This window comes from Microbacterium sp. SY138 (assembly GCF_039729145.1).
In the GTDB taxonomy this organism is placed as follows: Bacteria; Actinomycetota; Actinomycetes; order Actinomycetales; family Microbacteriaceae; genus Microbacterium; species Microbacterium maritypicum_A.
In genome coordinates, this window is record NZ_CP155793.1 from 2,793,584 (window position 1) to 2,818,409 (window position 24,826).

The following is a 24,826-nucleotide window of genomic DNA, read 5'->3' on the forward strand; positions in this document are numbered from 1 at the left end:
ACCTTTTCGGCAGACGTAATCGCGGCCCGCTCGCAACTCATCGGCTCAAGTTCTCGACAAGTCGAGCGATACAGTGCACGTCCGCGGGAAATCATCAGTTCCGCTTGCGTCAACGATTCCCGATCGTGGTGGCGAGGACGATGCCCCAGCCTGCTGTTCTCTCGTGGGAGGGGCATCGTCCTGGCCGTTCGGCGCTCAGCCCTTCGAGGAGGGTGCTCCCGGGACCAGCACGGCCCGTCCGGGGATCTGACCGGTGGCGAGGCGTTCGAACACTTCGTTGATTTCCGAAAGTGGGTGTCGTTCAATCGCCGATACCAGGCGCCCAGAGCGGGCTAGCGCGAGTACCTCCTCGAGTTCATTCCGGGTACCCCAGTTGCTCGTCATCATCGCTGCTTCGGCGGCGAAGCGGAAGAACGAGAACGGGAAGCTGCCGCCCGCGAGCCCGACGAGCACAAAGACACCGAGCCGGTCCACCGCTCCAGCGCCAAGGGCCATGGTCGTGTCGATTCCGACAAAGTCGAGAACAGCCGCTACCCCGTCCCGGCCGGCGGCAGTGCGAATCTGTTCCGCGGCATCAGCATCTCGGGGGTCGACGGTGACGTCGGCGCCGAGCTCGCGTGCGGTCTGACGCTTCTTCTCGTCGGTGTCGACGACAATCACCTTTGCAGGGGAGAGCAGCTTCAGGAATTGGACTCCGTACTGGCCGAGCCCTCCAGCGCCGATCAAGACCGCGCTAGTGCCGGGCACGAGGTGTGGCAGTGCCTTCTTGACCGCCGAGTAAGGCGTAAGGGCTGCATCGGTGAGAGCGGCTGCTTCTACAGGGTCGAGTCCGTCTGCCGGAAGCAAATGCCGCACGGACGGCACGACCATGTACTCCGCATACCCGCCTGCTGGGCCCATGCCGCCCCACAGGAATGTGTTGCAGAGCTGTTCCTTGCCTCCCAGGCAGAAACGGCAGTGACCGCAGCCCCAGCCGCCGAACACGACGACCGCGTCGCCGACCTCGAACCCGTTGCCTTCTGCGCCGGGACCGAAGGATTCGATCCAGCCTGCATTCTCATGACCCAAGGTGTGGGGGAAAGCGACACCCGGAATCTCGCCGGACTTGACGTGCAGGTCGGAGTGGCAAGCCCCGGATCCGCCGATTCGTATCAGGACCTCCCCAGGCCCAGGTTCTGGAGTCGGGATGTCCTCGATGACGAAATCCGACCTTACTTCGTTCAGTCGTGCTGCTTTCATGATGTGCTTCCTTTTCTGTTCACAGATACGCCATTAGCGGGCCTTGTTGGGGATGGTGGTTTGCGGTCGCCTGGTTGCCCTGCGGTCGCAGGAGGCGACTCGTCGAAGCGCCAGTGTTGTTCGATCAGGGCGTTGAGTTCGCACCTCCCATCGACGTCAGGTTCGCGTGGCGCGGCGGGCTGCCCACCTCGAGGAGACGGCGTGGGGTGGCAATGAGAGGTCCCGACGTGAATTGTGCGAGGGTCCGCACGTAAGCGATCTCCGGATCAGCGCCCGCTGTGACCATGTCCTCGAGGGCGATCCGAATCGAACTCGCCACGGCTGCGGCAGCCGCGCGGGCGGCGACAGAGTCCGCCGCCAACCCGAGCCGGGGCGCCAACACGGGCGCGACCGACAGCTCACCGTCATGTACCCTTCTCATGAACACCGACCACATCTCCGAGTTGCGGAACACGAGCGGAAACAGCTGCAAAGTGCGCTCGGCCGATTCGCCCAGCAAGCTTGCCCGGAACGCCAGGCGCAGCACCTCCGTCAAGGCGATGTCTGGATCCGTTTCGACGATCACCGCGTTGAAACGTCGAATGGACCAGTCGAACACTGGCCCAACCGACTCAGCCTTGACCGGAAAGTACCGATAAAACGTTCGCTGCGAAATGCCGATCTCGCTCGCGATCTCTGTGATCGTCAGGTCGGTGGTGCCGCGGGCGCTGAACAGTGCGCAGCACTGTTCAGATGCGCGAAGGCGCGCGCCCTCTCGCGGCTCGATTTCGCACTCCATCATGGGGGTGATGCTACAGCTGCCTGGCAGAAACTGCCACGGCCTACCTAGGTGCGAAGTCTCCCTCGCTGAAGGTTCCGCTCTGCAGCAGATCTCCAATCACATCCGGCCCTCAGTTCCCGCCGGCATTGCTGCCTTCGTGTCGGGCTGCGCACGCTAAGACCTCACTGCCTCTTCTTCAGCGACGGCCCTACAGGTTCCGCGATCTTCACGATGATGTCTCGCACCGGTGCCTCCGCCGTGCTGAACCCTCCGCGAGGGGCAAGCGTCGGGCTCACCTGGTCGAGTTCTGCGAATGTCACGCCATGCATAGCCGGGACGAGAAGGCTTCGGCGGAGCAAGGCGCTCTATTCATTGCTCCCTGTTCTCCCGTCGGCACGTTGGACCCGATTACCTCCGGTTGGGTGGCCGATCACGTGTGATCGATCTTGAACCCGCCGCGGGCGACACCAGCGGGACCGTGGTTGCAGCTGGTACGCCCGCCCTCGTCGCGGATAAGGGCGTCGGTGCTTCCGCGGGCTGCCTCACCGCCGCACTGCAGGCAGCCACCGACGTGACCCCCAGGTGACGAGTGTGTCGGCCAGAATCGCGGGTCACCCCCCGCGATTGGGAGACACTCTCTAGCTCTGGGCCTCGCCGAGGCGCGCTTCGGGCGTGAGCTCGGCGCGGAGACCGCCGCCGGTCGCAGCCCGGGCAAGAGCGCGACCCAGCGCAGGTGCCTGTTTGAACAGATTGTGACCGGCCACAAAAAGGACAGAGCCTGCCTCCCACACGGCTACGCCGTCCTCACTCCACGGGAGGTCGGTCACCCAGCAGTGAAGGAAGTCGCGCGGCTCTGGGTGGAGACCGGGCAGCGCCCGTATCACGTATTCGCGTGCGCGTTCGTCCAGCGATCGAATCGCCGCCGGGTCGATGAAAGTTCCGTCGTCGCGGACGCCGACGGTCTCGCTGAGTCCGACCGAATAGCTGCTGTTGCCCGGTAGCGGCGTCGCGTAGACGCCGACTTCGCCGAAGACGCCGCTGCTGTCCTGCAGGCACGCGACTCGTTCCGGGGCGGCGGCTTTCACGTCGAAGGTCAACCTGACGTGTGCGGCAAGGCGAACCGGCAGCGACAGGCCGACGCTGCGTGCTAGACGGGCGGTTTCGCGGCCGGCGCACACGATCACCTTGGAGTAAACAGCCCGGTCGGTGATGCTGCGCACCTCGACCGTCCCGTCGGCGCGGGGATCGATGGAGATGACCTCACCGGTGGTGACCGCATCTGCGAGGGCACCCGTGAGTGCCGTGATCGCGGCGCGGGTGCGGATCGCGCCGCCCGACTCGTCGAGCACCGCTGGCCCCGAGTACCCAGCAAGCAGCGGCATCCGCTGGGCGACCTCGGCCGCATCGATCTCGTGCGCTTCCACGCCGCCGACCTGGTCGAGCACCCGCAGCCGCGCCAGTGCGCTGTCTCCGATCGCCAGGACACCGTCTGATGAGACCAGCTCGACGTCGAAGTGTTCGGACCACTCATCCCATACGCCGCGGCTTTCGCGCGCGAAAGCGACGAGTCGCGGGTCGTCGTGGGCATGCCGGAAGATCCGCGACTCGCCTGCGGACTGACCCGTCCCGGGCACACCAGCCTCGTACAAGCGCACCGGTACGCCCTGCTCCCGCAGCGCGTACGCCGTCGACAGACCGACGATCCCGCCCCCGATCACTGCTACCTCGGGTGAACGCGTCGTGGCAACGCCGTCGTCAGTTCCTGTCATCGCGGTTCCCCGATCTGTTGGTGATTAGCGGTAGGACGCAAGGAAAGGGGCCGCTGCCACGACGTCAGCGGGCTGTGCAAGCCCGAAGCCACCGCGCAGCGACCCCCTTCTTTCTGGGCCAGTACTCCCGGTCCGTGGTGTCAGGCGGGGAGTTTGGAGCCCAGGACGTCGAGCTTCTCGATCGTCGGCTCGCTGAACAGTTTGCCCGTCTGCTCGCCGAGAGCGGTCGCAACTGCGCCGGACAGGTGCGCGTCGCGGCCGGCGTCATCGGGGAACACATCGAAGATCCCGAATGAGGACGGGCCGAGACGGATCGCGAACCACGCGGTGGTCGCCTGCTCGTCCTCAACAAGCGCACGGCCGCTGTCAAGGAACTCCTTCACGTCGTCCTCCTTCCCGGGCAACGCCTCGAACCTGACCAGCAATCCCTTGGTGACACTCATGACTTCTCCTCTTTCTCTGTCGTGGTACCGGCGAGTTGGGACACTATCGCTTCGGAGAACGCAGGCAGGTCGTCGGGCGAGCGGCTGGTGATCAGGTTCCCGTCGACCACGACGTCCTGGTCGACAACGTCCGCACCGGCGTTGCGCAGGTCCGTTCGGATGCTCGGGAAGGACGTCAAGGTGCGACCTTCGACCACGCCGGCCTCGATCAACGTCCACGGCCCGTGACAGATCGCGGCAACGGGCTTGCCAGTTTCGACGAACTCGCGGACGAAGGAGACCGCGTCGGGGTCAACCCGGAGTTGGTCGGGGTTCACCGTACCGCCGGGGAGAAGCAGGGCGTCATAGTGGGCCACGGACGCGTCCGAGACCAACCCGTCGACGGTGAAGGTGCCTGCTGCATCCAAATCGTTCTCACGCGCCTGAATCTCACCCTCATGGATCGACAGGACCTCGGTCTTCGCACCGGCCCGTTCCAGTGCATCGCGGGGCTTCTCGAGCTCCACTCGCTCGACCCCGTCGGCGGCGAGGATCGCGACCCTCTTGCGCTTAAGATCTGCTGCCATCTCAGTTTTCCTTCTTTCCGTTTGACATGCCGGGCTTGATGAGGACCTTGGTCCAACCCTTGGACCTGGCGTCGAAGTTCTTGTAGGCATCGGCAGCCTGGTCCAGCGAGATCTCGTGGGAGACGATCCAGGAAGGGGTCGCCTTGCCGGCCGCGATCAAGTCTCGTAGCCGGCGGTTGTACCGCTTGACCGGGGCCTGACCGCTTCCCATGGTCTGCCCCTTGAACCAATGTGTGCCGAAGTCGATGGCCGCCTTGCCCTGCTTGGCCAATTCGCCCTCGGCCCCCGGGTCCTGGGGGACGAACACGCCGACGGTGCCGATCCCTCCGGTGAAGCGGACCGAGTTGATGAGCATGTTCAAGGTGGCGGCGGTGTCCTCGTTGCCCTGCGGATCGTGGGCCTGGTAGCCCACGCATTCGCAACCACGATCAGCTCCGAGCCCCATCGTCTCGTCCAGCACAGCCTGCACGGGGTCGACCTTGGAGTCGTCGATGGCAATCGCACCGATCTGCTCGGCCAGCGCGAGCCGGTCAGGGTGGCGATCGACCACCATCACCTTTGCTGCGCCCTTGATCATCGCGGACAGGGCGGCCATCAATCCGACCGGACCCGCCCCAGCGATCACAACGCTGTCGCCGGGGATCACGCCGGCCATCTCGGTGGCGTGGTAGCCGGTGGGGAAGATGTCAGAGAGCATGACGTAGTCGTTCTCCTTCTCCTCCGCATCCTCGCCCAGGCGCAGCGCGTTGTGGTCACCGAAAGGCACGCGGAGAAGCTCCGCTTGGCCACCGCCATAGGGACCCATGTCGGCGAACCCATAGGCCGCTCCGGCGAATGATGGTTCAGGCTGGGTGGTGAGACAGTAGTTGGTCAGGCCGCGTTCGCAGTTCTTACAGAATCCGCACGAGATGTTGAACGGGAGCACAACCCGGTCTCCGACCCTGACCTTCTCCACGCCACTACCGACTTCGATGACCTCCCCCATGTTCTCGTGACCGAACGTCCGGCCTACTTCGAAGGAAGTCCGCCCCTCGTACATGTGGAGGTCCGAGCCGCAGATGTTCGTCGTCGTCACCCTGACCAGGACATCGGTAGGGCGCTCGATCTTCGCGTCCGGGACGTCCTTCGTGCTGACCTGACGGGGTCCCTCGTACACCACTGCCTTCATGTCCACTCCGATCCGATTGTGTTGCTCGATGTTTCTTTGGCAGGGCCTCGACAACGCTGGCCCTCCGCGAGACAGCAAACGCCCCGCCGAACGACATGTCAAGGGGCTCGCCTTGAGTTGACGTGTAGCGATCGAGCCGGGATAGTGCCCGGGTCCCGCTGCGCGGAACCCTCTCCCCCAGTCTCAGGGCATGGGGTTTTTCGGATCAAAAGAGCCACAGTCGACACCCGACCAGCGCCGTCGATGCCTGGGATGCCGCACTCGCGGATCGCAGCAAGGAGATGCTGAGCCGGCTGCGGGCCGAGGTTGAGCAGATTCAAGCCGAGGCTGACGCCTCGGACGACGAGGCGGACGAGCACACTAAATAGAACATCTGTTCTAAAATCGATAACCTGGCGGTCCGCAAGGAGGATCGGCAGTGGGTACATCGAAGCGATACGCGTCGGCGGTCGATCGCAGGATGGATACGCGCATCCTCGAGCGGATCGCCGCGGAGGCCGGCCCCCTGCAGTCGCTCTCGAGCGCCGAGCTGCGCTTAGACGTAGAACCGGTGACGATCGACCCGCGGCCGAAGCCTGCGAAGGCGTGGGTGCGCTTCGGCGCGACGCCGGCGCTCGTCGACGCGGAGGTCTGCCGGTGGACAGCGGATGCCTGCGCGATCAGGTTCCGCGTGGGCGAGACGGAGATGAAGGCGTGGGTGTGGGCCTCGGCGGTCACGCCGGCCTCTCCTGGAAGGCGCTGAACGTCCCTGTGGACGGTTTCTGCGGCGCCGCCGGCATCCTGGTTGCCTGGCGTCATGGATGACGACGAATGGCCAGGCTTCTCCCTACCTGTGAGCGCTGCCTGGTGCAGCTGCAACCGTCGTGGAACCCGCCGACTCCCCGGGTCTGGCGGTGCCCGAATTGCGGCCTGGTGCGCGTGTTCTAGCCGATCTGGCGCACGAAGAGGATGACTTCATCTGCCGGGATCCTCGACCGCAACTGCTCGATCGCAACGCCGGAGGACGGCGCCTCGAGCTCCACGCGCGTGGACTCGTCGACATCGCGGGGGCGGTGTGCGAGTTCCCGAGCATGTGTTCATTCTCCCGGCACAGCGATGCCCCGGGCCGGGAGAGGTCGGCTCGGGGCATCGTCAGTGTCGGGCCAGTTATCGTGTCGCGCGAACCTCGCAGTCCGATTCGTCCTCTGCAATGAACACACTTTCAACCGTCACGTCCCAGTGCCTGTATCGGCCCGATTCCTCGAGCTCGCGCTCGATCGTGCTCATGAACGAGGTCGTCGCGCTGCCCACGTGGGGCAGGAACGGGCCGTAGTGAACCGCCCTCTCGTCGCCTACCGGGCACTAGGCTCGCGTTCATGGGTACGATCTCATTCGCCTTCTTCGGCATCGACCGCCCCACCTTGGATAGCGACGTCCGCCGGCTCACAGCCGACACCGCGTCGCAGCTCCCGCACTGAACGAGCGACGCCGACCGACGCCGCTCCCCGAGAGAAAGAAGCACACAATGTCAAACTCGCTCGATGGCAAGGTCGCACTCGTCACCGGTGGTGGCGGAGGGATCGGGCGCGAGACCGCGAAGGTCCTCGTCGACCACGGCGCACGGGTCGTCGTCGCCGACCTGTCCGAGGATGCCGGCAACGGGACGCTCGAGTACGTCGACGGCGGAGACGCCGTGGCGTTCGTCCGGGCGGACGTGACCGACCTCGCGTCGATGCAGCACCTGGTCCAGGCCACGGTGGACCGCTACGGCCGACTCGACATCGCGCACAACAACGCCGGCATCGAGATCACCGGCCCCGACCTCGCCGACGTCACGGTGGAGCAGTTCGACAAGGTGATCGCCGTCAACCTCACCGGAGTGTTCATCAGCATGAAGGCCGAGATCCCGCAGATGCTGGCGCAGGGCGGCGGATCCATCATCAACACCGCCTCGTCCCTCGGGCAGGCCGCCATCGCCCACCAGTCCGCCTACGTCACGTCGAAGCACGGCGTCATCGGCCTCACCCGAGCCGCCGCGGTGGAGTACTCCGACAAAGGCATCCGCGTGAACGCAGTGCTGCCCGGGGTGATCCAGACGCCAATGATAGACGCGCTGGAGGAGACCTACCCCGGCTTCAAGGACGCGCTGCTGACGAAGCACCCGATCGGCCGACTCGGCACGCCGCACGACGTCGCCGAGATGGTCGCGTGGCTCGGTTCCGACGCGGCCGCCTTCGCGACCGGCTCGCAGTTCGCCGTCGACGGCGGGTACCTCGCGATTTAGACGAGGTGGCCACGACGGACGGTAGGCACGGTGTCAGCTGGCACCGTGCCTCCCGTCCGTCACCGGTCGCGCCGCGACCCGCGTGTCAGCCGTTCTTCGCGGCCAGTCGGTCCGTCTCGCTGTCGTTCCGCCACCCGGCGGTCGCGCCGCCGTCGACGCTGTAGTTCTGTCCGGTCACCCAAGAGGACTCGTCGGAGGCCAGGTAGAGCGCCATGTACGCGATGTCCTCGCCCGTGCCGGGGCGTTGAATGAGCGCGTTGCCGACCTGCCAGGCCTTGCCCTCCGCGTCCACCGCCTTGTCCGTCGCCGGGGTGCTGACGAAGCCAGGTGAGATCGAGTTCGCGCGGAGGCCGTAGCGGGCGCCCTCCGCAGCGAGCGACTTCGTCATCGCGATGACGCCGCCCTTCGCGGTGGTGTGCGCGACCTGGGCGAGCGGCTCGATCCCGCGCAGCGCGGAGTACGAACCGATGTTGATGAGCGAGCCGCCGCCGTCGCAGAGCAGTGGCCACGCAGCCGTCGTCGTGTGGAAGACGAGGTCGAGCTCGACCGAAATGACGTGCCGCCACAGGTCGAAGCTCATCTGGCTGAAGGGTGCGAAGCCGAAGCCCGCCGCGTTGTTGTACATCACGTCGAGACCACCGAGCTGCTCAGCGCCGTTGCGCACCCAGTCCCCGGCGTCGGTCGGGTCGCCAAGGTCGACGGTGAACCCGGTGACGTCATGGGCGCTTGACCCCTGATCTTGGACACGCTGATTCCAGCACGATGCTGGGGAAGCGAGAATCCAAGGGATGGCTAGGAAGAACTACACGGACGAGTTCCGGCAGCGGGCGGTGGACTTGTATGAGTCCACGCCGGGTTCGACGCTCAAGGGCATCGCCGGGGATCGGATCTCGGGATCTCTCGGGGTGCGCTGAAAGAGTGGGTCGGCAAGTTCGGCTCCGGGGTCACGGTTGCCGCTGCGTCGCCGCCGGGGGCGACGGGGCGACCGGAGTCGCAGGCGGCGAAGGTCCTCCGGTTGGAGCCGACCTCATGAATAAAGCCGATTGGATGACCGCGGCGGGCTCCATCGTCGGCGTCGGAGGCATCGGCTTGGGGTACTGGTGGGCCGACTCTGCCGCAGCGACGTTCATCGCCGGCAGTATCCTCTGGGACGGACTGCGCAACACCCGCGCTGCGATCACCGACCTCATGGACACCCGCGCCACCACGTTCGATGATCACAAACCACATCCCGCGTCCGACGCTGTTCTCGAGTATCTCGAGACACTGCCGTGGGTTCGCGAGGTGGCCGTGCGCGTGCGGGACCAGGGCCAGTTCTTCCACCTGGAGGCATTCATTGTCCCCGTCGACGCCGCGATGCCCAGGTTGGTGGATCTGCGCGCGGCGCAGCAGCGATGTGAAGAGCTGGATTGGAAGCTCATCGACGTTGTCCTCATCCTCACCACGGAGCTGCCGGATCACCTGAGCAACACGAGCGCCGGTAAAGACGAACGGCAGGCTGGTTCCGAGGTCACGTCCGAGCGCACGGTTCGAGCGTCGGGTAGTGCCCTCAAGGGGGCTGCGGCTCGCTGGCTGGCGCTCGGATAGCCGGACGCTACTGCGGGGCTCAACGCGTATCGCTACTCGTCGACGAGGGCGCCGACCGTTACCGCAGGATCCCTTTCTGGCGTGCGGCGGAGACTGCTGCAGTGCGGGAGCTGACATCGAGCTTGGAGAAGATGTGGGCGAGATGGGACTTGACGGTCGTTTCGCTGACAAAGAGTTCATCTGCGACCTCGGTGTTCGATCGGCCTGAGGCGACAAGTTCAAGTACTTCGATTTCCCGGCTGCTGAGAGCGACCTGGGGCGCGCGCATGCGGCTGAGGAGTCGCGAGGCGATGACGGGTGCGAGGGCGCTTTCGCCGGCGGCGGCCGCGCGGACGGCCGCGGTCAGTTCGTGGGGTGGAGCGTCTTTCAGGAGGTAGCCGCTGGCTCCGGCTTCCACGGCGCTGAGGATGTCTGCATCCGAGTCATAGTTCGTCAGGACGAGCACATAAGGGGGCGCGTCGAGTGCTCGAATACGTCGGGTTGCGTCCGCACCCGTGTCCGATTGTTGGGAACCGAACTGCAGGTCCATCAGAACAACGTCTGGGTTCTCGCGTTCCGCCAGCATGACGGCGTCATCTGGTGTGGCCGCTTCGGCGACGACGTCGAAGTCCGGTTCGAGGCTGAAAAGGGCGTTCAGGCCGGCACGGACGATGGGGTGATCGTCGGCGATGACAAGCCGGATCATGCGAACTCCGTCAGAGAGAGGTCTACCGCCAGGGTTGTCCCCTGTCCCGGGGCGGCGTTGATGGTGAGCGTCCCACCAAGCTGTTCGACCCGCTCTGCGGTGGCCTGCAACCCGAACGAATCCGTCTTCTCGACGCTCCCCCTCTCGGGGAGATGAACGTCGAACCCGGTTCCGTTGTCCGTGACCGTGAAGTGAAGTTGGTCATTCTCGATCGCGATGGTGACAATCGCGGTCGTCGCATGGGCGTGCTGGATGACGTTGGCGATAGCTCCTTGCGTGATTCGTAGCAGAGCGGTTTGCAGGTGCATGGGAAGGGTGACGGTATCGGAGACACGCACCTGCACGTCGAGTCCTTGGTTCGCCCATTGGGTGCGCGCGAGCCGGCGAAGCGCCCCACCGAGGGTTTGGTCGTCGAGCTGTGGCGGGGTGAGCTCGCGGATGAATCGTCGTGCTTCGGCGAGGTTTGCCGCGGCTGTTTCGCGGGCGAGGCGAATGTGTTCGATTCCGGGGCGTCCCGGGTCGGCACGTTCCGTAGCGTGCAGGAGCATCTGGATGCTGGAGAGTCCTTGCGCAAGAGTGTCGTGGATTTCGCGGGCGAGCCGGGCACGTTCTGCGAGAACCCCTGATTCATGTTCGGTCGCGGCGAGCTGTCCCCGAGTGGCGAGCAGCTCTTGGACTAGTGCTTCCCGCTGGAGGGCCTCCCGCGCGAGCGCTTGATAGCCCAACCCGATCAGTAGAGCGACACCGGCGCCGACGAATGGACCGACCACGCCGCCCACGCTCCAACCGCTATGGATGCCCAACGCGCAGATCGCGAGGATCGTCGAGACCAGAATCGCGGCTGACCCCCACCATCGTCCCAAGAGGTGAAGGAAGAGGAAAAACAGCGGGAAGACCAGGTACGCGGCATCCGCGATCAACCACAGCAACCCCAGCCATTCGGCAGTGAGAAGCGCCAACCATCCCAGCGGCAGCAGGCCCCTCGCCTGGGTGCCTCTGGGGAGGAATGTGCCCAACGCGTACGTCGCACCGACGATCAAAGCCAACACGATCACGAGGACGCTGGAATGGGTGGGGTCCAACACGGCACGGGCAATCACGAGCACAGTCAACGCAAAGAAGAGAACGTGCAGCCCGGTCCGCAGACCCACGAAAACGGGGGTCAACGCGGTGTGCACCATGGGTGGAACTCTACGCCGCTCGCGCAGTGTGAGCATCGTCCGAAAGGACGATTGGCGGCTCCGCATTCCAGTCGCGAAACGCTGTTCGGGCGGCCGATGACCCGCCGTGTGCGGAAGGCGAGAGTGGAGTAGTCGCCGTCCGGTGACAGGAAAGGCAGCCCCATGTTCGTCGCTCTACGCGATCTCCGCTTTGCCCGCGGCCGGTTCATCCTCATCGGCTCCGTCGTCGCTCTTATCACCGTTCTCGTGGGATTCCTCAGCGGGCTGACGGGAGGACTTGCCACGCAGAACGTTTCCGCCATCCTGGCGCTTCCCGCTGACCGCATCGTGTTCTCCTCCCCCACAGTGGGAGACAGCGCAGCCAGCTTCTCCGACTCGACCATCACGGAACAGCAGGCGGCCGATTGGGCGGCGACGAACGATGTCACCGCGGCGCGTCCTATAGGAATCAGCCAGACCCGCGGCGAGACGGCCACCACCCGCGCCGCGATCGCCGTGTTCGGCGTCGAACCGGGATTCGCCGCCACTGCCCCGACCACTGATGGGCAGCTGAGCCTGTCGGACCCTGCCGCGGAAGCCCTCGACGTAGCCATCGGCGATGACGTCACTATCGCCGGTGTCGCCTACACGGTCGAAACGATCGACGGAGACGGGTGGTACAGCCACACTCCTGTCGTGCAGATGACCCTTGAGGACTGGCAAGCCTACTCGGTCGCCACCGGCACCCCCGACGCCTACGCCACAGTCCTCGCCGTTAAAGGAACTCCGGACTGGGACACCGCCGACACGGCGAACAGCACCATCTCGGAGACAACCCTCGGATCGTTGACAGCGCTGAGCGCTTTCCGTTCGGAGATCGGGTCCCTGCTTCTCATGGTCGCCATGCTGTTCGGCATCTCCGGTCTCGTCATCGGGGCCTTCTTCACCGTCTGGACCATGCAACGAAAAGGCGACGTCGCCGTCCTCAAAGCACTCGGAGCCAGCACCCGGTCCCTCATCCGGGACGCACTCGGTCAGGCACTGATCGTGCTCCTCCTCGGGATCGGAATCGGTCTCGGCATCGTCACACTGCTCGGCACCCTCGCCGGCACCGCGCTCCCATTCCTGCTGAGCCCAATCACGACCCTCCTTCCCGGGGGCATCATGATTGCCCTCGGCCTCGCCGGGGCCGCATTCGCGCTTCGATCCGTCACCTCCGCCGACCCCCTCACCGCCCTCGGGAGCAACCGATGATCCGCCTGAACAACATCACCCTCACCTTCCCGGACGGCGATGCCCGGGTAACCGCCGTCGACAACGTCTCCCTCACTGCGCACCCTGGAACTGTCACCGGCATCACCGGACCCAGTGGTTCCGGCAAATCCAGCCTCCTCGCCGTCGCCGCAACCCTCATCCGCCCCGATTCCGGAACGATCCTCATCGACGACGTCGACGTCACCACACTCAGCCTCAACGACGCCACACACCTGCGACGGGACAACATCGGAATCGTCTTCCAGCAGCCGAACCTCATCCCTTCCCTCACCGCCCGAGAACAGCTGAGCGTCATGAACGAGCTCGGCGCTCCCCACAGCCGTCGCAACCGCGCCAGAACGGCTGCTCGCGCCGACGACCTCCTGGACGCGGTCGGCCTCTCAAGCCAAGGCGACAAGCGGCCACACCAACTTTCCGGCGGTCAGCGTCAACGCATCAACATCGCGCGGGCCCTGATGAACGACCCCAGTGTTCTCCTCGTCGATGAGCCCACCAGCGCCCTCGATCAGGACCGAGGTGCGAGCATCATCGACCTCATCCTTCGCCTTACCGACGAGTTGAACACGTCAACCCTGCTCGTCACTCACGACCTCGTGCACCTGCCACGTATGCACGGGGTCGTGCACCTCGTCGATGGTCGACTCGTCGACACCCTCGTCAACGCCTAACCCGCCACCCCAGAAAGAAGGAAACACCATGGATATCCTCTTCAGCATCCTCCACGTCACCTCAGCAGTATTTGTCGTTGGCCCGATGGCCATCATCCCGATGGCCACGTTGCGATCGCTCCGACACGGAGACAACGAAAGAAGCCTCAAGTCGGGGAAGAGTATCCGTCTCCTCAGCTACCTATCGCTGATCGTCGTGGTCACCGGATTCGGCGTCATGGGTATGGCCGATCCGGAGTACGACCTCTCCATCACCACACCCTGGGTGCTCGCGTCACTGGTCCTCTACGTCGTCGCTCTGCTGGCTACCCTCCTCGTTACGGTGCCCGCACTGCTGCAGGCCGGCCGCGCGACGGCACGGTCCTCGTACACGCGAGCGTCAATCAGCTCCTGCATCGCCACACTCTGCCTCGTCGTCGTAGTCGTTCTCATGGTCTGGAAACCCTGACCGAAGCACCAGGAACCTTGCCCAATGGCGCCCCTGCGTGCCTGTTGATGGACCGCGTCTAGATCTGGACGGCCAGCGTTTAACGGCGTACTCTGCTCGCGGAGCCGCGGTGTCGCTGAGCTGGGGAAGATCCGCGCCGCGTTCTGAGCCTTCCGCCGAGCGAGCTCTGGGACGCGTCGCGGAGCGGAAGGCCTCTAGACCTGGTTGACGACCAAGCTCATGACTCCCGGGCACCAGACCTGATCGCGCCGAAAACGATCGTTTACGGTGGGTCGATCGCCGAACGCCACCAGGTGTGCGACACGCCGAAGGCTGATCCGCCGAAACCCCCTGCCGAAACCAAACCGCGCCGGACACCGGTATTACCTTTTTGGCGCGGTCGCGAGCGACACCACCGCAGACGGTGTCATGCGCTGGGTCCCGACTGCTATATCGAGGGCACCGTGGACGCGACGGCGGCCGATCCAAGCTCGCGCGGGCATGTTTACGACCTCGCCTACGACTGCGTGAACAAGGGTGACGTCTCGAACGCGCAGACGATCAGCCTCGGGATCGAATAGACCAGTCGTAAGAAAGCAACTACAGCGACGGCCCGACCCGCTGCGCTGCGGTGCAGCGCGCCTGTTCCTGTTCAGGCTGGTTGTCCTGGGCGAGGTTCTGTGCCCGGTCGAGAGCGGCACGAGCGCGGGTGACGTCAATCTTCTGCGCCTCCGACTCGGCCGGCGCCCCGAGTGGTGATGATCCGGTGATGCCGTAGCGGTCGCGGTAGGCGGCGATGGTGCGGGCACTGTAGCGCCATGCCCGGACCGCTCGTGGCTGCTTCGGTGGCGTGCCGAGCTTCGTGATCCACTCGTGTTTGTCTGTGAGGGCGGTGTCGAGGAGGGCATCGGCGCGGTTCTCGATGAGCTCACGCCGCTCGGTCAGCGCCCGCCGCATCTCGGACGGCATGAAGCCGGTGGCTTCCGGGATGAGGCCGGCGATCAGGCGCGCGGCGTTGCGAGCGCGGCCGGCGCCTGCTGGGCGGGAGGTCGCTTTCGTTACGCGGTCGTGCAGGACGGCGGCGATGTCGTCGGCGTCGCCGAACCCGCGCGCTCTGACCAGGCGTGACAGCAGGGTGTCGATGTCGTGCTGGTTTGATTCTGCCCGTCGAAGCTCGGCGTTCAGTGCTCCGAATGCGGGTGACGTGATCGCGGCCTCGGCATCGTTGTCGGTGAGGCCCGAGGATCGGATGAGTGCGGCCCAGCGGTCGTGCTGTGCGGCGGCGGCCAGGGTTTCGTACTCGGCGGTGAGCTGGCCGATCGAAGCCCAGGCATCCTGCTCGTCGGCGACGGTCTCGTGCGCGGAGAGCTCGGCACCGACGTGCTGCAGCACCCCGAACAACACCGACCGGGCGGTCGCTTCGGTATCGTCGCCGGGGTGCGGGCCGTCGTGGGCGGGGTCGGGCTTGTCGACGGCGACGTAGGCGATGTTCTCCTCGCGACCGCGGGTCATGGCGACGTAGAACGTCTCCCTGGTCATCGACGCATCCGCGACTACGTGAGAGGAGTCCACGGTGATGCCCTGCGCCCGGTAAGAGGTGACGGCGTAGCCGAGGTCGAGATGTTCGGCCGCGTAATCGGCCGGGACCACCACCGACCCGCCCCACCTGCGCCCTGCCCGTCCGAGGGTGAGGGCGCCATCAGCGCGGACCTCGGCGATCACCCACCTGTCGCCGTTGCGAACCCAAGACCGGCCGGCGCGCAGGCGGCGGTCGTTGCGGCGGGTGACGACGGTATCCCCGGCCGCGGCGCGGGTGCCGTCGTGTAGTTCGACCTCGCGGCGTACGTTCACTGTGCCGTCGAGGATCAGATCGACGCGCGCTCTGTTGTTGAGGGCCTGGACGGATTCGTTGGAGTCGGTCACGAGGACGCTGGCCCGCCCGGCGAGAGTGTCGGCGCGCCAGGCGGCGTAGGCGGCGTCGATCATCTCCTCGGTGTCACCGCCGATCACGCGGCGGTGCTCGGCGTAGGTGTCAATGACCTCGGTGCGCCCGTGCCGCAGACGGAGGGAGGCGGTCTTCTCCCATGGGTTGACGAATCTGTGCACGTCGACCAGCTCTGGAGCGTCGTCGCGATCATGAACGAGCAGGGAGAACGCGCCGCCTGCGTCGACGGGCTGGAGTTGCGAGTGATCGCCGACTAGCAGCACCTTTGCCCCGGCTTCCGCGGCCAGGGCTGCGATGCGGTCGAGGGAGAGCGTACCCGCCAGCGACGCCTCATCGACGATAGCGAGCTGACCCCTGCGGAAGGTCTCGCCGGTGCGGTCGTGGGTGTCGAGCCACTTGGCCGTGTTCTCGGTCTGGATGCCGAGGTCATCGGCCAGTACCTGCGCAGCGACCGCGGACGGTGCGAGTCCGATCACGCTGCCGCGCCCATGTTCGTGCTCCCACGCCCGCCGCAACGCCGACATCGCCGTCGTCTTCCCCGCCCCCGCCGGACCGACCAGCACGTCGACCACCCGCCCGGAGACGGCGATCTTCGTCAACGCGGACGCCTGGTCGTCACCGAGTATCCGCCCCTTGCTGTCGGGCCGCGTCGTGATCCGTTCGACGGTCGTCAGCGGGACAGTCGGGGCGGTGATGGTGCGGGCGCGCGCGAGGAGGCTGTCCTCGGCCGCCAGGAGTACCTCGGACGTGAACAGCGCGGAGTGCTTCGGTCGGAACACGCTCGTGCCATCCGGCCGGCGGAACGCAGCCGGGCTCGACGCAAGCTCGGGCGGGGTCAGGCGCAGCGACACGGCCTCGGCGGCATCGACGACCAGGCCAACGACGGCTTCTCGATCCTCGGTCGATGCGAACCGGTAGCCCATCGTCTGCCGCGCCGCCTCCGCGGTGAGGTTCCAGCGATGCCAGGTGGAGCGCTTCTCACCGACCGCGGTCACCACGTCCCGCCCGAGCGAGGAGATCACATCCAACGGTACGTCGTCGGCGCGCAGCAGTAGCGGCTTCTCGTTCACCGTCACGGTGCGCGCCCACGCGGTCGCTTCCGACCCGAGTGCCCGCCCGGCGCGCTCCCACCAGGATGCGGTGAGGTCGGCCAGCGACCGCACCTCCTTCTCGGGCCGGGTGGACAGCGTAGCCTGGGCGCGAAGCTTCATGATCGTCGTCGGCGACGGCCGCCGCCCGCGCGCCTCGACGTACTGGCCGATGAGGCGATCCGTCTCGGCGTCGATGTGCCGGGCACGGGTGGAGAACTCCTTGACCAGGACCTCCGGCACCGCGGTGATCGCCCATGCCGGGTTCCGGTCGCGGCCCCTGTCACGCGCCTCCCACGAGACCCCGAGCATCCGTGTCAGGTGATCAGCGAACACCGCCTCGTGCAGTTCGGAGAGGGCGACGACGGCGGTATGGATCGGCCGCCCATCCAACGACCGCCACTTGTTGTCGAGGACGGTCTGCACCTTGTTGCTGATAACGACATGCGTGTGCAAGTGCGGATCACCCGCCCTCGAGTCGTAGTGATCGAACGCCGTAGCACTCAGACCGCGGACGTCGACCTGAGCAACCGCACCGTCACGACCGGTTGCACCGGTCCGGGTGGCTGCAACCTCCCGCTCCATGAATGCAACCACCTCCGCAACCGCCGCATGATGCGCGCCCGCGATCAACGCCTGCGTCCCCGCATCCGCGACCGCCCACAGCACGCTGGCGGACTTCGGGATCGAGAACGTGAAGTCGAACCCCGCCACCGCCCGCCGTGTCCCTCGCTCCGTCTGCTCGGCCTCGATAGCGACGGCGGCTTCAGCGCGTGATGCCGGCCCGAGGGCTGGATCGAGTGCCGCGGTGTGTGCCTCAATCCGCTCGGCCACGCTCTGATATTCGGGGTACGCACGCCCGAGCGGTTCGCCGGTGATGGGGTCGCGGCCCATGCCTACCAGGAGCTGGAGCTGAGCTTCGGAGACCTGATCGCCCACGCCGATCCTCCCGCCACCGAGCACTGCCACCCCGGCCCCAAGCCAGCGACCCGGCGGGGTACCCTCAGCGTTGTAATAGCGCGTCAACGGGGTAGAGAGCGACCTGTCGCCATCGCCGGCCGCGACGGTGCGCAGCAGGTACTTGTACCCGTCGCCCGCGCTCATCACACGCATCGACACCGTCATACGTCCGCTCCTCTCCACCTACTCACGAGGTGAGCAGCAGCCCGCCGAAAGCGTGCTCACCCTCGATCTGCAAGAGGCGTGGCAGCTGATCAGTGCGCTAGCTCGAGGCGCCCCGAGATCCGCGCAGGATCACCGTGTATGTGCGGCGCTGCCCGTGTAATGCCGTGCGAACTAGTAGCAACAGAGATCGCCGTGCTTCAATCGACGACCACTGTCGATAGCCAGGCGCTGACGCTCGAACGCCAGCGCTCAGGGTCAGAATTCCATGCCATGGAATGGCCCGCCGCGAACGCAACTAGTTCGACGAAGCCAGGACGTCGATCGCGGAGGGCTTCGGACACCGCAGGGGGGACCGAATCGTCTCGGTTGCCGTGCAGAATCAAAGTCGGCACGGTGAGATCTCGGGCTCGCTCGATCCAGTCCATCTCCCGAAGCGAAATGGCCCCCGGCAGCCCGGCTACGCGAGCGAGCGGATCAAGCGTCAACCAGGGCAACGAGAGACGGCCCGCCACAGCCGGCAGTCCGCTTCGTACACAATTGGCTTCGATCACCTCGATCCAACTGAGCACTGGAGAATCCAGTACCAGCGCGGCAATCACCCCCGCAGACCGCATCCGATCCGCAACGCGCAGAGCAATGGCAGCGCCCAACGACCATCCGAAGAGAACGATCCGCTCAGCGCCCTGTTTGACGGCATACTCGACAGCAGCCTCGACATCGTCGGCCTCCGAGTAGCCCAGCGTTGAGCGACCCTTCTCAACGCTCGGCCCCTCACCGTCATTGCGGAAGCTGACGACGAGCGACGTCCAGCCAAGCTCAGCAGTCACCTGCACACCGCGTAGCGTTCCTCGTCGGCGCCCGCCCATGCCATGGACGTGAATTGCCCATGTCGCCGCGCGGTGCTCGCCGTCGGCGAGCCATGCCGGGGCCGGACCCGCGGGCGTAGTGATGAAGACCTCCCGCACGCTGAGGCCCGCTGCCGCGGGGCCATCGAAGTAGATCCCGCTCCACGAAAAGGATGCCCCCAGAGATGGGAGGCGACCGGACGCGGCATGCGTCACGACCCGAGCGATCTGGCCAGGCCCTCGATCGATCACCTCGTCGGAGACTTGCACCCACTCCCCCGTTTCGAACCACAGGCTGAATATGCCTGGCGCGGCCGTGGAGCGAGTGCGGTCGAGAATGAGCAAACGCCGATCCCCGTCAGTCTCCATATCTCGAAGTCTCAGGTCGAAGGTTCGAGACCCGACCGCCGACGTTAGCTTCCGAGCGAGGACCCAGCCGAGGCTCATCGCACCCGCACAGAGGAGCACAACGCTCGCTGCAACGATGCGCCTCATGTTCGGTCTCGTTCGTCAAGAGAGCGCGGCGCAACGACCGCGGGCTTTCCGTTGGCACCTGCGCCGCTGCTTCCGAGGAGGTGGCGTTCCGCCTGCTCGAGTAGCGTCTCTTCTGCGTTAGTGACCTCGAACGCAGTACGCGGGTCGATCATCGCGTCTCTGATCTCGACGATCTCACGGTGGAGGCGGCTTTCATGGTCTTCGATTTGCGCTGTCGAAGACTGCGCCTTGCTGAGACCTGGCCGCACTCGCACAGCCCGATGCCACAGTGAGTCGAGTCGCTGCAACATCTCGGCCGTTCGCGCGCGACGAGCCCGCTCCTGCAAGTTGCGGACCATCGGCTGCACGGCGAAGCCCGCACACAGAAAAAGAAAGGCGAGGAGAGACAGCGGCCCGTACGCGGCGCCGACGGAGCGCATGAATTGAAGATTGCCGGTGACGTGCGCCAGATCCATGGTGATCACGGCGACACTGAGCGCGATACCTGAGCTCGAGCCCATGAGAAGTAGCAAAGCGGGAACCAGCTGCGCCCCTTTGCCGATGCGGAACTGCCTCATCGCCAGTGTGAGCATCGCACCCAAGATGATCCCGCAATAGGTGAACACAATGATCGAGTACGCCGCGACCCACGGCTGCGCACCGAGGTCGCGCATGAAGGTCACCGTCGTCGCCCCGCGATCGATGAGGAAAAACGCCATTGTTGTTCCGACGAGTGCGTTGAACAATGCGGGGCGACCGACCGCTGCGCGCACCAGCCGCGGACGGTACTCGCCAGCCTTCATCGCCGCTCGTCCGAGGAAGAAGAGCCCGATGATCAGAAGGCCATCCGAAAGCAGCATCGCGTGATTCGTCGATCCCAGCAAACCATCGACGGCGACGTAGACGGCGTCGACGTTGAGTGTCATGGCGACAGCGATCGTGAGGGCAGCGTAAGTAATACTGCGGTCCGTCCGCCGGCGTCGAAAAATGAGCAGGCTCGCCACGAGCACCCATAAGAGCGTCGCGATGAGCGTCTGGATCATCCGAAGATCTCCGAATAACGAGACTCCGCGAAAACAGACCCCCGAATACCCGCCGCGAGCCGGTCTGCCAGTGACTCGGCGGCAATCTCGGTCTCGGTGTCGAAATCCTGGCGTCTGAGTAGACGCGTTCTGGTGTGCGGTGGGATGTCTGGCAGGAGAGCGTCCGTGACGGAACATTCGTCCCCGTCGCAGTGTCCGAGCAGTATGTGAGCGAACTCATGGAGCACGAACTGTTGTTGATGCAGGACCGAGTCGCTGTGCGCATGAAGGATCACGTCCTCTGCTCCGGTCGTCAGCCATATTGCGCAGACGCCATCATTGTCGCCCAGCGCACTCAGCTCGACGACGCGGAGGCGTCGTCGACGACGCTGCCTCACGGCGCCCAGCAAGTCCTCGAACGTGAAGACGCTACCCAGGGCGAGTTCCGTCACGGCCGTCGTGACGGCCTGATCAAGGTCCACGGTGTGCTCACTCTCTTCGAGGGCATCTACCGGCGTCTACTCCACTTCGGGGGACGTCGTCACTGCTCGACTGTGTTTGCCATTTCCTCATCAAGGAACTTGCTAATGGCTTGGAGCGCTCTCGGCGAGATGTCTCCAAGCGTGCGCGCTGCGTAGGTCTTGACCTTCGCAGCGCGCATGGAGCGCACGAGGTCAAGCTGCGCGCTAACTCTTGCCGGGACCGCGGCCCCATTCGCACCCAAAAGGAACTCGGCGTCAACGTTAAAGAATGCAGCCAGCCCCTCGAACACCTCCGGATCTTGCACGTATCGGTGGCCGTTCACCATGTAGGTCCAGCGCGATCTCGACAGATTGGTGCCGCGGTCACCCAAGTAGGCGGCGATCTGGGAGTACGTCGGTTCAGCACCAGACTCGGCGATCGCGACGTCAAGCAGCAGCCGCAGGCGTTTCGCGAGATCCGCTGCCGCATCCTTGCTCTCGTCTTCGGTCATGGTGGCTGACCTCCTTTGTGCATGCTCAATCTACCCGTTGAGCATGACCAAATCAACAGTTGCGCATGCCCACCGTCGATGTTAGAACTGAAGCCTCAGACCGTTTGAGCATGCTCAACGCTCGTGATGTGGCGCGACTGCACTCCTGCTCAAAGGGAGGCGAACCATGCCCAGAACCATGACGATGACGGCGCCCTATTCCATGCTCGTGCGCGACGAGCGTGCGCGAGCCGTGCGGCCGCATCCCTCATCGTTCTCTCGCGGGCGCCCGCGCCCACCTCTCTGGTGTGGCGCCGCGCCTCTCCCGGTCGTGGCGTCCCAGAGAGGAGGCCATCCGATGGTCGCGACCGAAGTTCGCCGGGCAGCGCGCGAAGCCAAGCTTGACGAGGTCCACGAGAAGCTGGTGGATGCCGTTGATCGACTTCTGTCTGGGGACGACTGGGCGAAGGCGCTCACCTTCGCGGCCCGTTTCCGCAGCCGCTCTTTCAACAACACCTTGCTGATCTGGATCCAGCACTCTCTGGCGCACGAAGCAGGACTCGTAGCGGAGCCGACGCCGTCGTACGTCGCCGGGTACAAGCAGTGGCAGCATCTGGGGCGCCAGGTGGAGAAGGGCCAGCCCGGCTATCAGATCCTCGCCCCCGTCACGGGGCGTTTCGCGTCACCCAATCCATCCGATCCGGCATCGTGGCGACGACTCAATCGCTTCGAGAAACCCCGTCCCGGTGAGATTGTGCGCTCGAAGATGATCGGTGTTCGCCCCGCGTACGTGTGGGATGCCTCCCAGACTTCCGGCGACGCGCTTCCGACCACACCGGCGCCGGCTCTGCTGAAAGACGAGGCTCCGTCGGGGCTGTGGAATGGCATCGCACGGCAGATCGAAGCGGCCGGTTTCACCGTTCTCGGCGTCGCGCACGAGGGCATGATCTACGGCGCGAATGGCGTCACCGACTATACCCAGAAGACCGTGACCGTCCGAGAAAACATGGATCCCGCGGCCCGCGTGAAGACTCTCGCTCATGAACTCGCTCATGTGCTCATGCACGGCCCTGATCAGGATGTGGCGAGACAGCATCGTGGTATCGGCGAGGTGGAGGCCGAGTCGGTCGCGCTCATGATCGGTGCCGCCCACGGCATGGACACCAGCGGCTACACGATTCCGTACGTGTCGACCTGGGCTGCGCAGGTCGATGGGCAGGAGCCAGCCGAGATCGTGCGCGCTACAGGTGAACGGGTCCGCGCCGCTGCGATGAAGATTCTGGACCAGCTCGACACCGAGATGCTCGGCGACGGTACCCCGCCAGGACTTGAACGATCGTCGACGCGGATCGTTGTGCCCACCTCGAACCGCGCGAGTCGTGCACTGGCGACCTCAACGAACGCAGAGCGTGCGGCTCTGACCGAATCGCGGACGCTGCGATGAACACCGCCGCGTTCATACGGACACTCGACGGCTCGGGCCGTGGGCTCTCGACCGCTGAGAGCGCGCTCGCTTACGCAGCTCACGGCATCCCCGTGTTCCCGTGCGCGGCGGGCGGGAAGCGCCCCGCGGTGGCTGGAGGATTTCACGCCGCCAGCACCAACCACGTGCTCGTGCGTCGATGGTGGACGGCGATACCCAGCGCGAACATCGGCATCCCGACCGGCGCCGCATCGGGCCTCGTCGTCGTTGACGTTGATGTGCACGGCTTCGTCGATGGTTACGAGACGCTGGATCGCGCGCGGGCTGAAGGTCTCGTGGATGGCTGGACTGCTGCAGTGAGAACCCCGTCGGACGGTCTGCATCTGTACTACCCCGCGGCGAGCGGGTCGGAGGAGCGGTCCTGGCAGTGCGCACGAGCGGGCATCGACTTCCGCGGCGACGGCGGTTACATCATCGTTCCGCCGTCAAGTCGAGTGATCGACGGGCGTCCGCGGCGGTATGAGGTCCTTCGGCTCGCCAGTGAAAGCGTGCATGGGTTCAACGCGGAGCGACTTCGCGACTTCCTCGATCCTCCCCGTAGGGCCGATCAGGCCCGCGGTGGCGATCAGGCCCGCGGTGGCGATCAGGCCCGCGGTGGCGATTCGGCGATCCGATCGGGCGATGTGCAGCGTCTCGCCGAGTGGGTCGCTCGGAGGCAGGAAGGCGAACGTAACCACGGGGTCTTCTGGGCGGCTTGCCGGATGGCGGAGCATAGTGTTTCTCCGTTCGAAGCGCTCGATGCACTCACGGCGGCCGGTGCGCAGGCCGGGCTCACTGAGCGCGAGGTGACGACGACCGTCCGCTCTGCCTACCGAAGTGTTCAGGGCGCACCGGCCAGGCCGTTAGCTCCTGCGTCGTCGGCGCCACCTCACAGGCCATCAAGCGGCATAGAGCCACGGGCACTGGCATGAGGAACATCAGGGGGCGACGAGTGGCTGTCATGACAGCCGTCGCGGGCACGGTGTTCATCGCCGCCGGAGCGTTCTGGCTGTCATTCACCTCGCTCGTGGACCTTGCTGCGCGCTCAGGAATCGGCGACGGGCAGGCGTGGGCATGGCCGCTCATCGTCGACGGGGTCATCGTCGTCTCGACTGTCGCCGTCGTCGCCCTCGCCGATTCACGAGCCGCCTGGTATCCATGGACGCTCCTCGCGGGCGCTGCGGCAGTATCAGTGACCGCAAACTCGCTTCATGCCGTCGTCGCCGCCGATTCAGACATGCCCGGCTTCCTCGCCGCGGCCGTCGCGGCCGTGCCACCGGTGGTCTTGCTTGCGATCACTCATCTGACGGTGCTTTTGATCCGCGCGCCAGAAACCGTAGTTCCGAGCGAGTCGGTCTCGCCGCAGGAGCGCGCAACGGCATTTCGGGCGGAGGGATGGTCGAACAAGCGGATCGCCCGCGAGCTTGACGTTCACCCGTCGACGGTGGGCCGCTGGTTCGCCAGCGCACCTATCGAGCAGGAACGGACGGACGCCGCATCCGCCACATCCGAGGAGGCATCGGCATGAGCGAAATCGAGAATGAAACGCCGCGCAACGTTGATCGAGAAGACGACGGACTCGCGACAGCCCCCGAGGCCGTCGAAGCGACAAGCGTGCGCAGTCGCCGTCGGTGGGCGGTGGTGAACCCGGCGTCGCACCCCGGCCGTGGCGTCGAGTGGGTGCGCCCAACGGATCTGATGGCGCGCAGCGGTTCCCGTGTGGCCGGAGCGGGGATCAACTTCCAAGCCGAGCTTCATCGACGCACTCGCGATGCCGCGACGACCAGCATCCGCGGCATCGCGGAGCGAGCCCGACGACTCCCACCCGTCTCCGCGTTCGGACACGGCTCCTCTCGACGCGGGACAGAGCGCGGCGTGGTCGGCGCCGCCTGAACCACACACT

Annotated in this window: 24 protein-coding genes and 1 pseudogene; 11 read left to right on the forward strand and 14 right to left on the reverse strand. The window is 65.6% G+C overall.

All coding sequences use genetic code 11. From position 1 onward, the window contains the following. Nucleotides 1–195: 195 nt before the first annotated feature. The 6 genes from ABDC25_RS13285 to ABDC25_RS13310 form a co-directional block, all read right to left on the reverse strand. On the reverse strand, nucleotides 196–1,239 hold the full coding sequence (locus ABDC25_RS13285; protein ID WP_167255872.1) for an NAD(P)-dependent alcohol dehydrogenase: 1,044 nt from the start codon (nucleotides 1,237–1,239) through the stop codon (nucleotides 196–198). Between the two features lie 124 nt (nucleotides 1,240–1,363). Next, nucleotides 1,364–2,020, reverse strand: a complete 657-nt coding sequence (locus ABDC25_RS13290; RefSeq protein WP_167255870.1) for a TetR family transcriptional regulator — start codon at nucleotides 2,018–2,020, stop codon at nucleotides 1,364–1,366. A 617-nt stretch (nucleotides 2,021–2,637) separates the two neighbouring features. Then, entirely contained in the window at nucleotides 2,638–3,717 is a 1,080-nt protein-coding gene (locus tag ABDC25_RS13295; protein WP_167255868.1) for an FAD-dependent oxidoreductase, read from the reverse strand. A 191-nt stretch (nucleotides 3,718–3,908) separates the two neighbouring features. Then, nucleotides 3,909–4,211 carry an antibiotic biosynthesis monooxygenase gene (locus ABDC25_RS13300; RefSeq protein ID WP_167255866.1) on the reverse strand — a complete coding sequence of 101 codons (303 nt, stop codon included), beginning with the start codon at nucleotides 4,209–4,211 and terminating at the stop codon, nucleotides 3,909–3,911. Continuing rightward, nucleotides 4,208–4,777 (reverse strand): type 1 glutamine amidotransferase domain-containing protein, encoded by a 570-nt coding sequence (locus tag ABDC25_RS13305; RefSeq protein ID WP_167255864.1) that lies wholly within the window; start codon nucleotides 4,775–4,777, stop codon nucleotides 4,208–4,210. The genes ABDC25_RS13300 and ABDC25_RS13305 overlap by 4 nt, the downstream gene beginning before the upstream one ends. 1 nt (nucleotide 4,778) lies before the next feature. Continuing rightward, complete coding sequence (locus tag ABDC25_RS13310) at nucleotides 4,779–5,945, reverse strand: glutathione-independent formaldehyde dehydrogenase (RefSeq protein ID WP_167255862.1); 1,167 nt, start codon at nucleotides 5,943–5,945, stop codon at nucleotides 4,779–4,781. A 418-nt stretch (nucleotides 5,946–6,363) separates the two neighbouring features. On the opposite strand from ABDC25_RS13310, the gene ABDC25_RS13315 reads away from it, so the two are divergent. Together ABDC25_RS13315 and ABDC25_RS13320 are read left to right on the forward strand one after the other, a co-directional pair. Beyond that, a complete protein-coding gene (locus ABDC25_RS13315) occupies nucleotides 6,364–6,687 on the forward strand; it encodes a hypothetical protein (RefSeq protein ID WP_108320579.1) in 324 nt (107 codons plus the stop codon). A 762-nt stretch (nucleotides 6,688–7,449) separates the two neighbouring features. After that, a complete protein-coding gene (locus tag ABDC25_RS13320) occupies nucleotides 7,450–8,208 on the forward strand; it encodes a glucose 1-dehydrogenase (RefSeq protein WP_167255860.1) in 759 nt (252 codons plus the stop codon). An 85-nt stretch (nucleotides 8,209–8,293) separates the two neighbouring features. On the opposite strand, the gene ABDC25_RS13325 is transcribed toward ABDC25_RS13320, so the two are convergent. After that, nucleotides 8,294–8,998 (reverse strand): SDR family oxidoreductase, encoded by a 705-nt coding sequence (locus ABDC25_RS13325; RefSeq protein WP_347126008.1) that lies wholly within the window; start codon nucleotides 8,996–8,998, stop codon nucleotides 8,294–8,296. Between ABDC25_RS13325 and ABDC25_RS13330 the strand changes: the two are divergent. Beyond that, nucleotides 8,997–9,151 (forward strand): annotated as a pseudogene (locus tag ABDC25_RS13330) (transposase); the annotation flags it as partial. The gene ABDC25_RS13325 and the pseudogene ABDC25_RS13330 overlap by 2 nt on opposite strands. 86 nt (nucleotides 9,152–9,237) lie before the next feature. Continuing rightward, nucleotides 9,238–9,795 carry a hypothetical protein gene (locus tag ABDC25_RS13335; RefSeq protein WP_167255856.1) on the forward strand — a complete coding sequence of 186 codons (558 nt, stop codon included), beginning with the start codon at nucleotides 9,238–9,240 and terminating at the stop codon, nucleotides 9,793–9,795. Between the two features lie 58 nt (nucleotides 9,796–9,853). On the opposite strand, the gene ABDC25_RS13340 is transcribed toward ABDC25_RS13335, so the two are convergent. Beyond that, nucleotides 9,854–10,480: a response regulator transcription factor gene (locus ABDC25_RS13340; RefSeq protein ID WP_167255854.1), complete on the reverse strand. Its 627-nt coding sequence runs from the start codon at nucleotides 10,478–10,480 to the stop codon at nucleotides 9,854–9,856. Further along, a complete protein-coding gene (locus tag ABDC25_RS13345) occupies nucleotides 10,477–11,661 on the reverse strand; it encodes a sensor histidine kinase (RefSeq protein WP_167255852.1) in 1,185 nt (394 codons plus the stop codon). The genes ABDC25_RS13340 and ABDC25_RS13345 overlap by 4 nt, the downstream gene beginning before the upstream one ends. A 162-nt stretch (nucleotides 11,662–11,823) precedes the next feature. Here ABDC25_RS13345 and ABDC25_RS13350 point away from each other — a divergent pair, with 162 nt between their 5' ends. The 3 genes from ABDC25_RS13350 to ABDC25_RS13360 are packed head-to-tail and all read left to right on the forward strand — an operon-like array spanning nucleotide 11,824 to nucleotide 14,031. Next, nucleotides 11,824–12,894 (forward strand): FtsX-like permease family protein, encoded by a 1,071-nt coding sequence (locus tag ABDC25_RS13350; protein WP_167255850.1) that lies wholly within the window; start codon nucleotides 11,824–11,826, stop codon nucleotides 12,892–12,894. Beyond that, complete coding sequence (locus ABDC25_RS13355) at nucleotides 12,891–13,583, forward strand: ABC transporter ATP-binding protein (RefSeq protein WP_167255848.1); 693 nt, start codon at nucleotides 12,891–12,893, stop codon at nucleotides 13,581–13,583. Before ABDC25_RS13350 ends, ABDC25_RS13355 begins: the two co-directional genes overlap by 4 nt. A gap of 28 nt (nucleotides 13,584–13,611) precedes the next feature. Next, complete coding sequence (locus ABDC25_RS13360; RefSeq protein WP_315072280.1) at nucleotides 13,612–14,031, forward strand: DUF2269 family protein; 420 nt, start codon at nucleotides 13,612–13,614, stop codon at nucleotides 14,029–14,031. 579 nt (nucleotides 14,032–14,610) lie between these two features. On the opposite strand, the gene mobF is transcribed toward ABDC25_RS13360, so the two are convergent. The 5 genes from mobF to ABDC25_RS13385 all read right to left on the reverse strand — a co-directional run bounded on the left by mobF (nucleotide 14,611) and on the right by ABDC25_RS13385 (nucleotide 21,482). Then, entirely contained in the window at nucleotides 14,611–18,168 is a 3,558-nt protein-coding gene (gene mobF, locus ABDC25_RS13365; RefSeq protein ID WP_167255844.1) for a MobF family relaxase, read from the reverse strand. A gap of 197 nt (nucleotides 18,169–18,365) precedes the next feature. Continuing rightward, nucleotides 18,366–19,382 (reverse strand): alpha/beta fold hydrolase, encoded by a 1,017-nt coding sequence (locus tag ABDC25_RS13370; protein ID WP_243844850.1) that lies wholly within the window; start codon nucleotides 19,380–19,382, stop codon nucleotides 18,366–18,368. A 122-nt stretch (nucleotides 19,383–19,504) separates the two neighbouring features. Then, nucleotides 19,505–20,530 carry a DUF6545 domain-containing protein gene (locus ABDC25_RS13375; protein ID WP_208323811.1) on the reverse strand — a complete coding sequence of 342 codons (1,026 nt, stop codon included), beginning with the start codon at nucleotides 20,528–20,530 and terminating at the stop codon, nucleotides 19,505–19,507. After that, nucleotides 20,527–20,991, reverse strand: a complete 465-nt coding sequence (locus ABDC25_RS13380; RefSeq protein WP_167255842.1) for a hypothetical protein — start codon at nucleotides 20,989–20,991, stop codon at nucleotides 20,527–20,529. Before ABDC25_RS13380 ends, ABDC25_RS13375 begins: the two co-directional genes overlap by 4 nt. Nucleotides 20,992–21,050: 59 nt before the next feature. Beyond that, nucleotides 21,051–21,482, reverse strand: coding sequence for a hypothetical protein (locus ABDC25_RS13385; protein WP_167255840.1), 432 nt, complete (start codon nucleotides 21,480–21,482; stop codon nucleotides 21,051–21,053). Nucleotides 21,483–21,819: 337 nt separating this feature from the next. Here ABDC25_RS13385 and ABDC25_RS13390 point away from each other — a divergent pair, with 337 nt between their 5' ends. From ABDC25_RS13390 to ABDC25_RS13405, 4 genes are read left to right on the forward strand one after another with little or no spacing between them, the layout of a single operon-like run. Then, on the forward strand, nucleotides 21,820–22,905 hold the full coding sequence (locus ABDC25_RS13390) for an ArdC-like ssDNA-binding domain-containing protein (RefSeq protein WP_315072268.1): 1,086 nt from the start codon (nucleotides 21,820–21,822) through the stop codon (nucleotides 22,903–22,905). Beyond that, entirely contained in the window at nucleotides 22,902–23,855 is a 954-nt protein-coding gene (locus tag ABDC25_RS13395; protein WP_167255836.1) for a bifunctional DNA primase/polymerase, read from the forward strand. Before ABDC25_RS13390 ends, ABDC25_RS13395 begins: the two co-directional genes overlap by 4 nt. Before the next feature lie 29 nt (nucleotides 23,856–23,884). Beyond that, complete coding sequence (locus ABDC25_RS13400) at nucleotides 23,885–24,451, forward strand: helix-turn-helix domain-containing protein (RefSeq protein ID WP_243844849.1); 567 nt, start codon at nucleotides 23,885–23,887, stop codon at nucleotides 24,449–24,451. Then, a complete protein-coding gene (locus tag ABDC25_RS13405; RefSeq protein ID WP_167255832.1) occupies nucleotides 24,448–24,816 on the forward strand; it encodes a hypothetical protein in 369 nt (122 codons plus the stop codon). The genes ABDC25_RS13400 and ABDC25_RS13405 overlap by 4 nt, the downstream gene beginning before the upstream one ends. Nucleotides 24,817–24,826 lie beyond the last annotated feature (10 nt).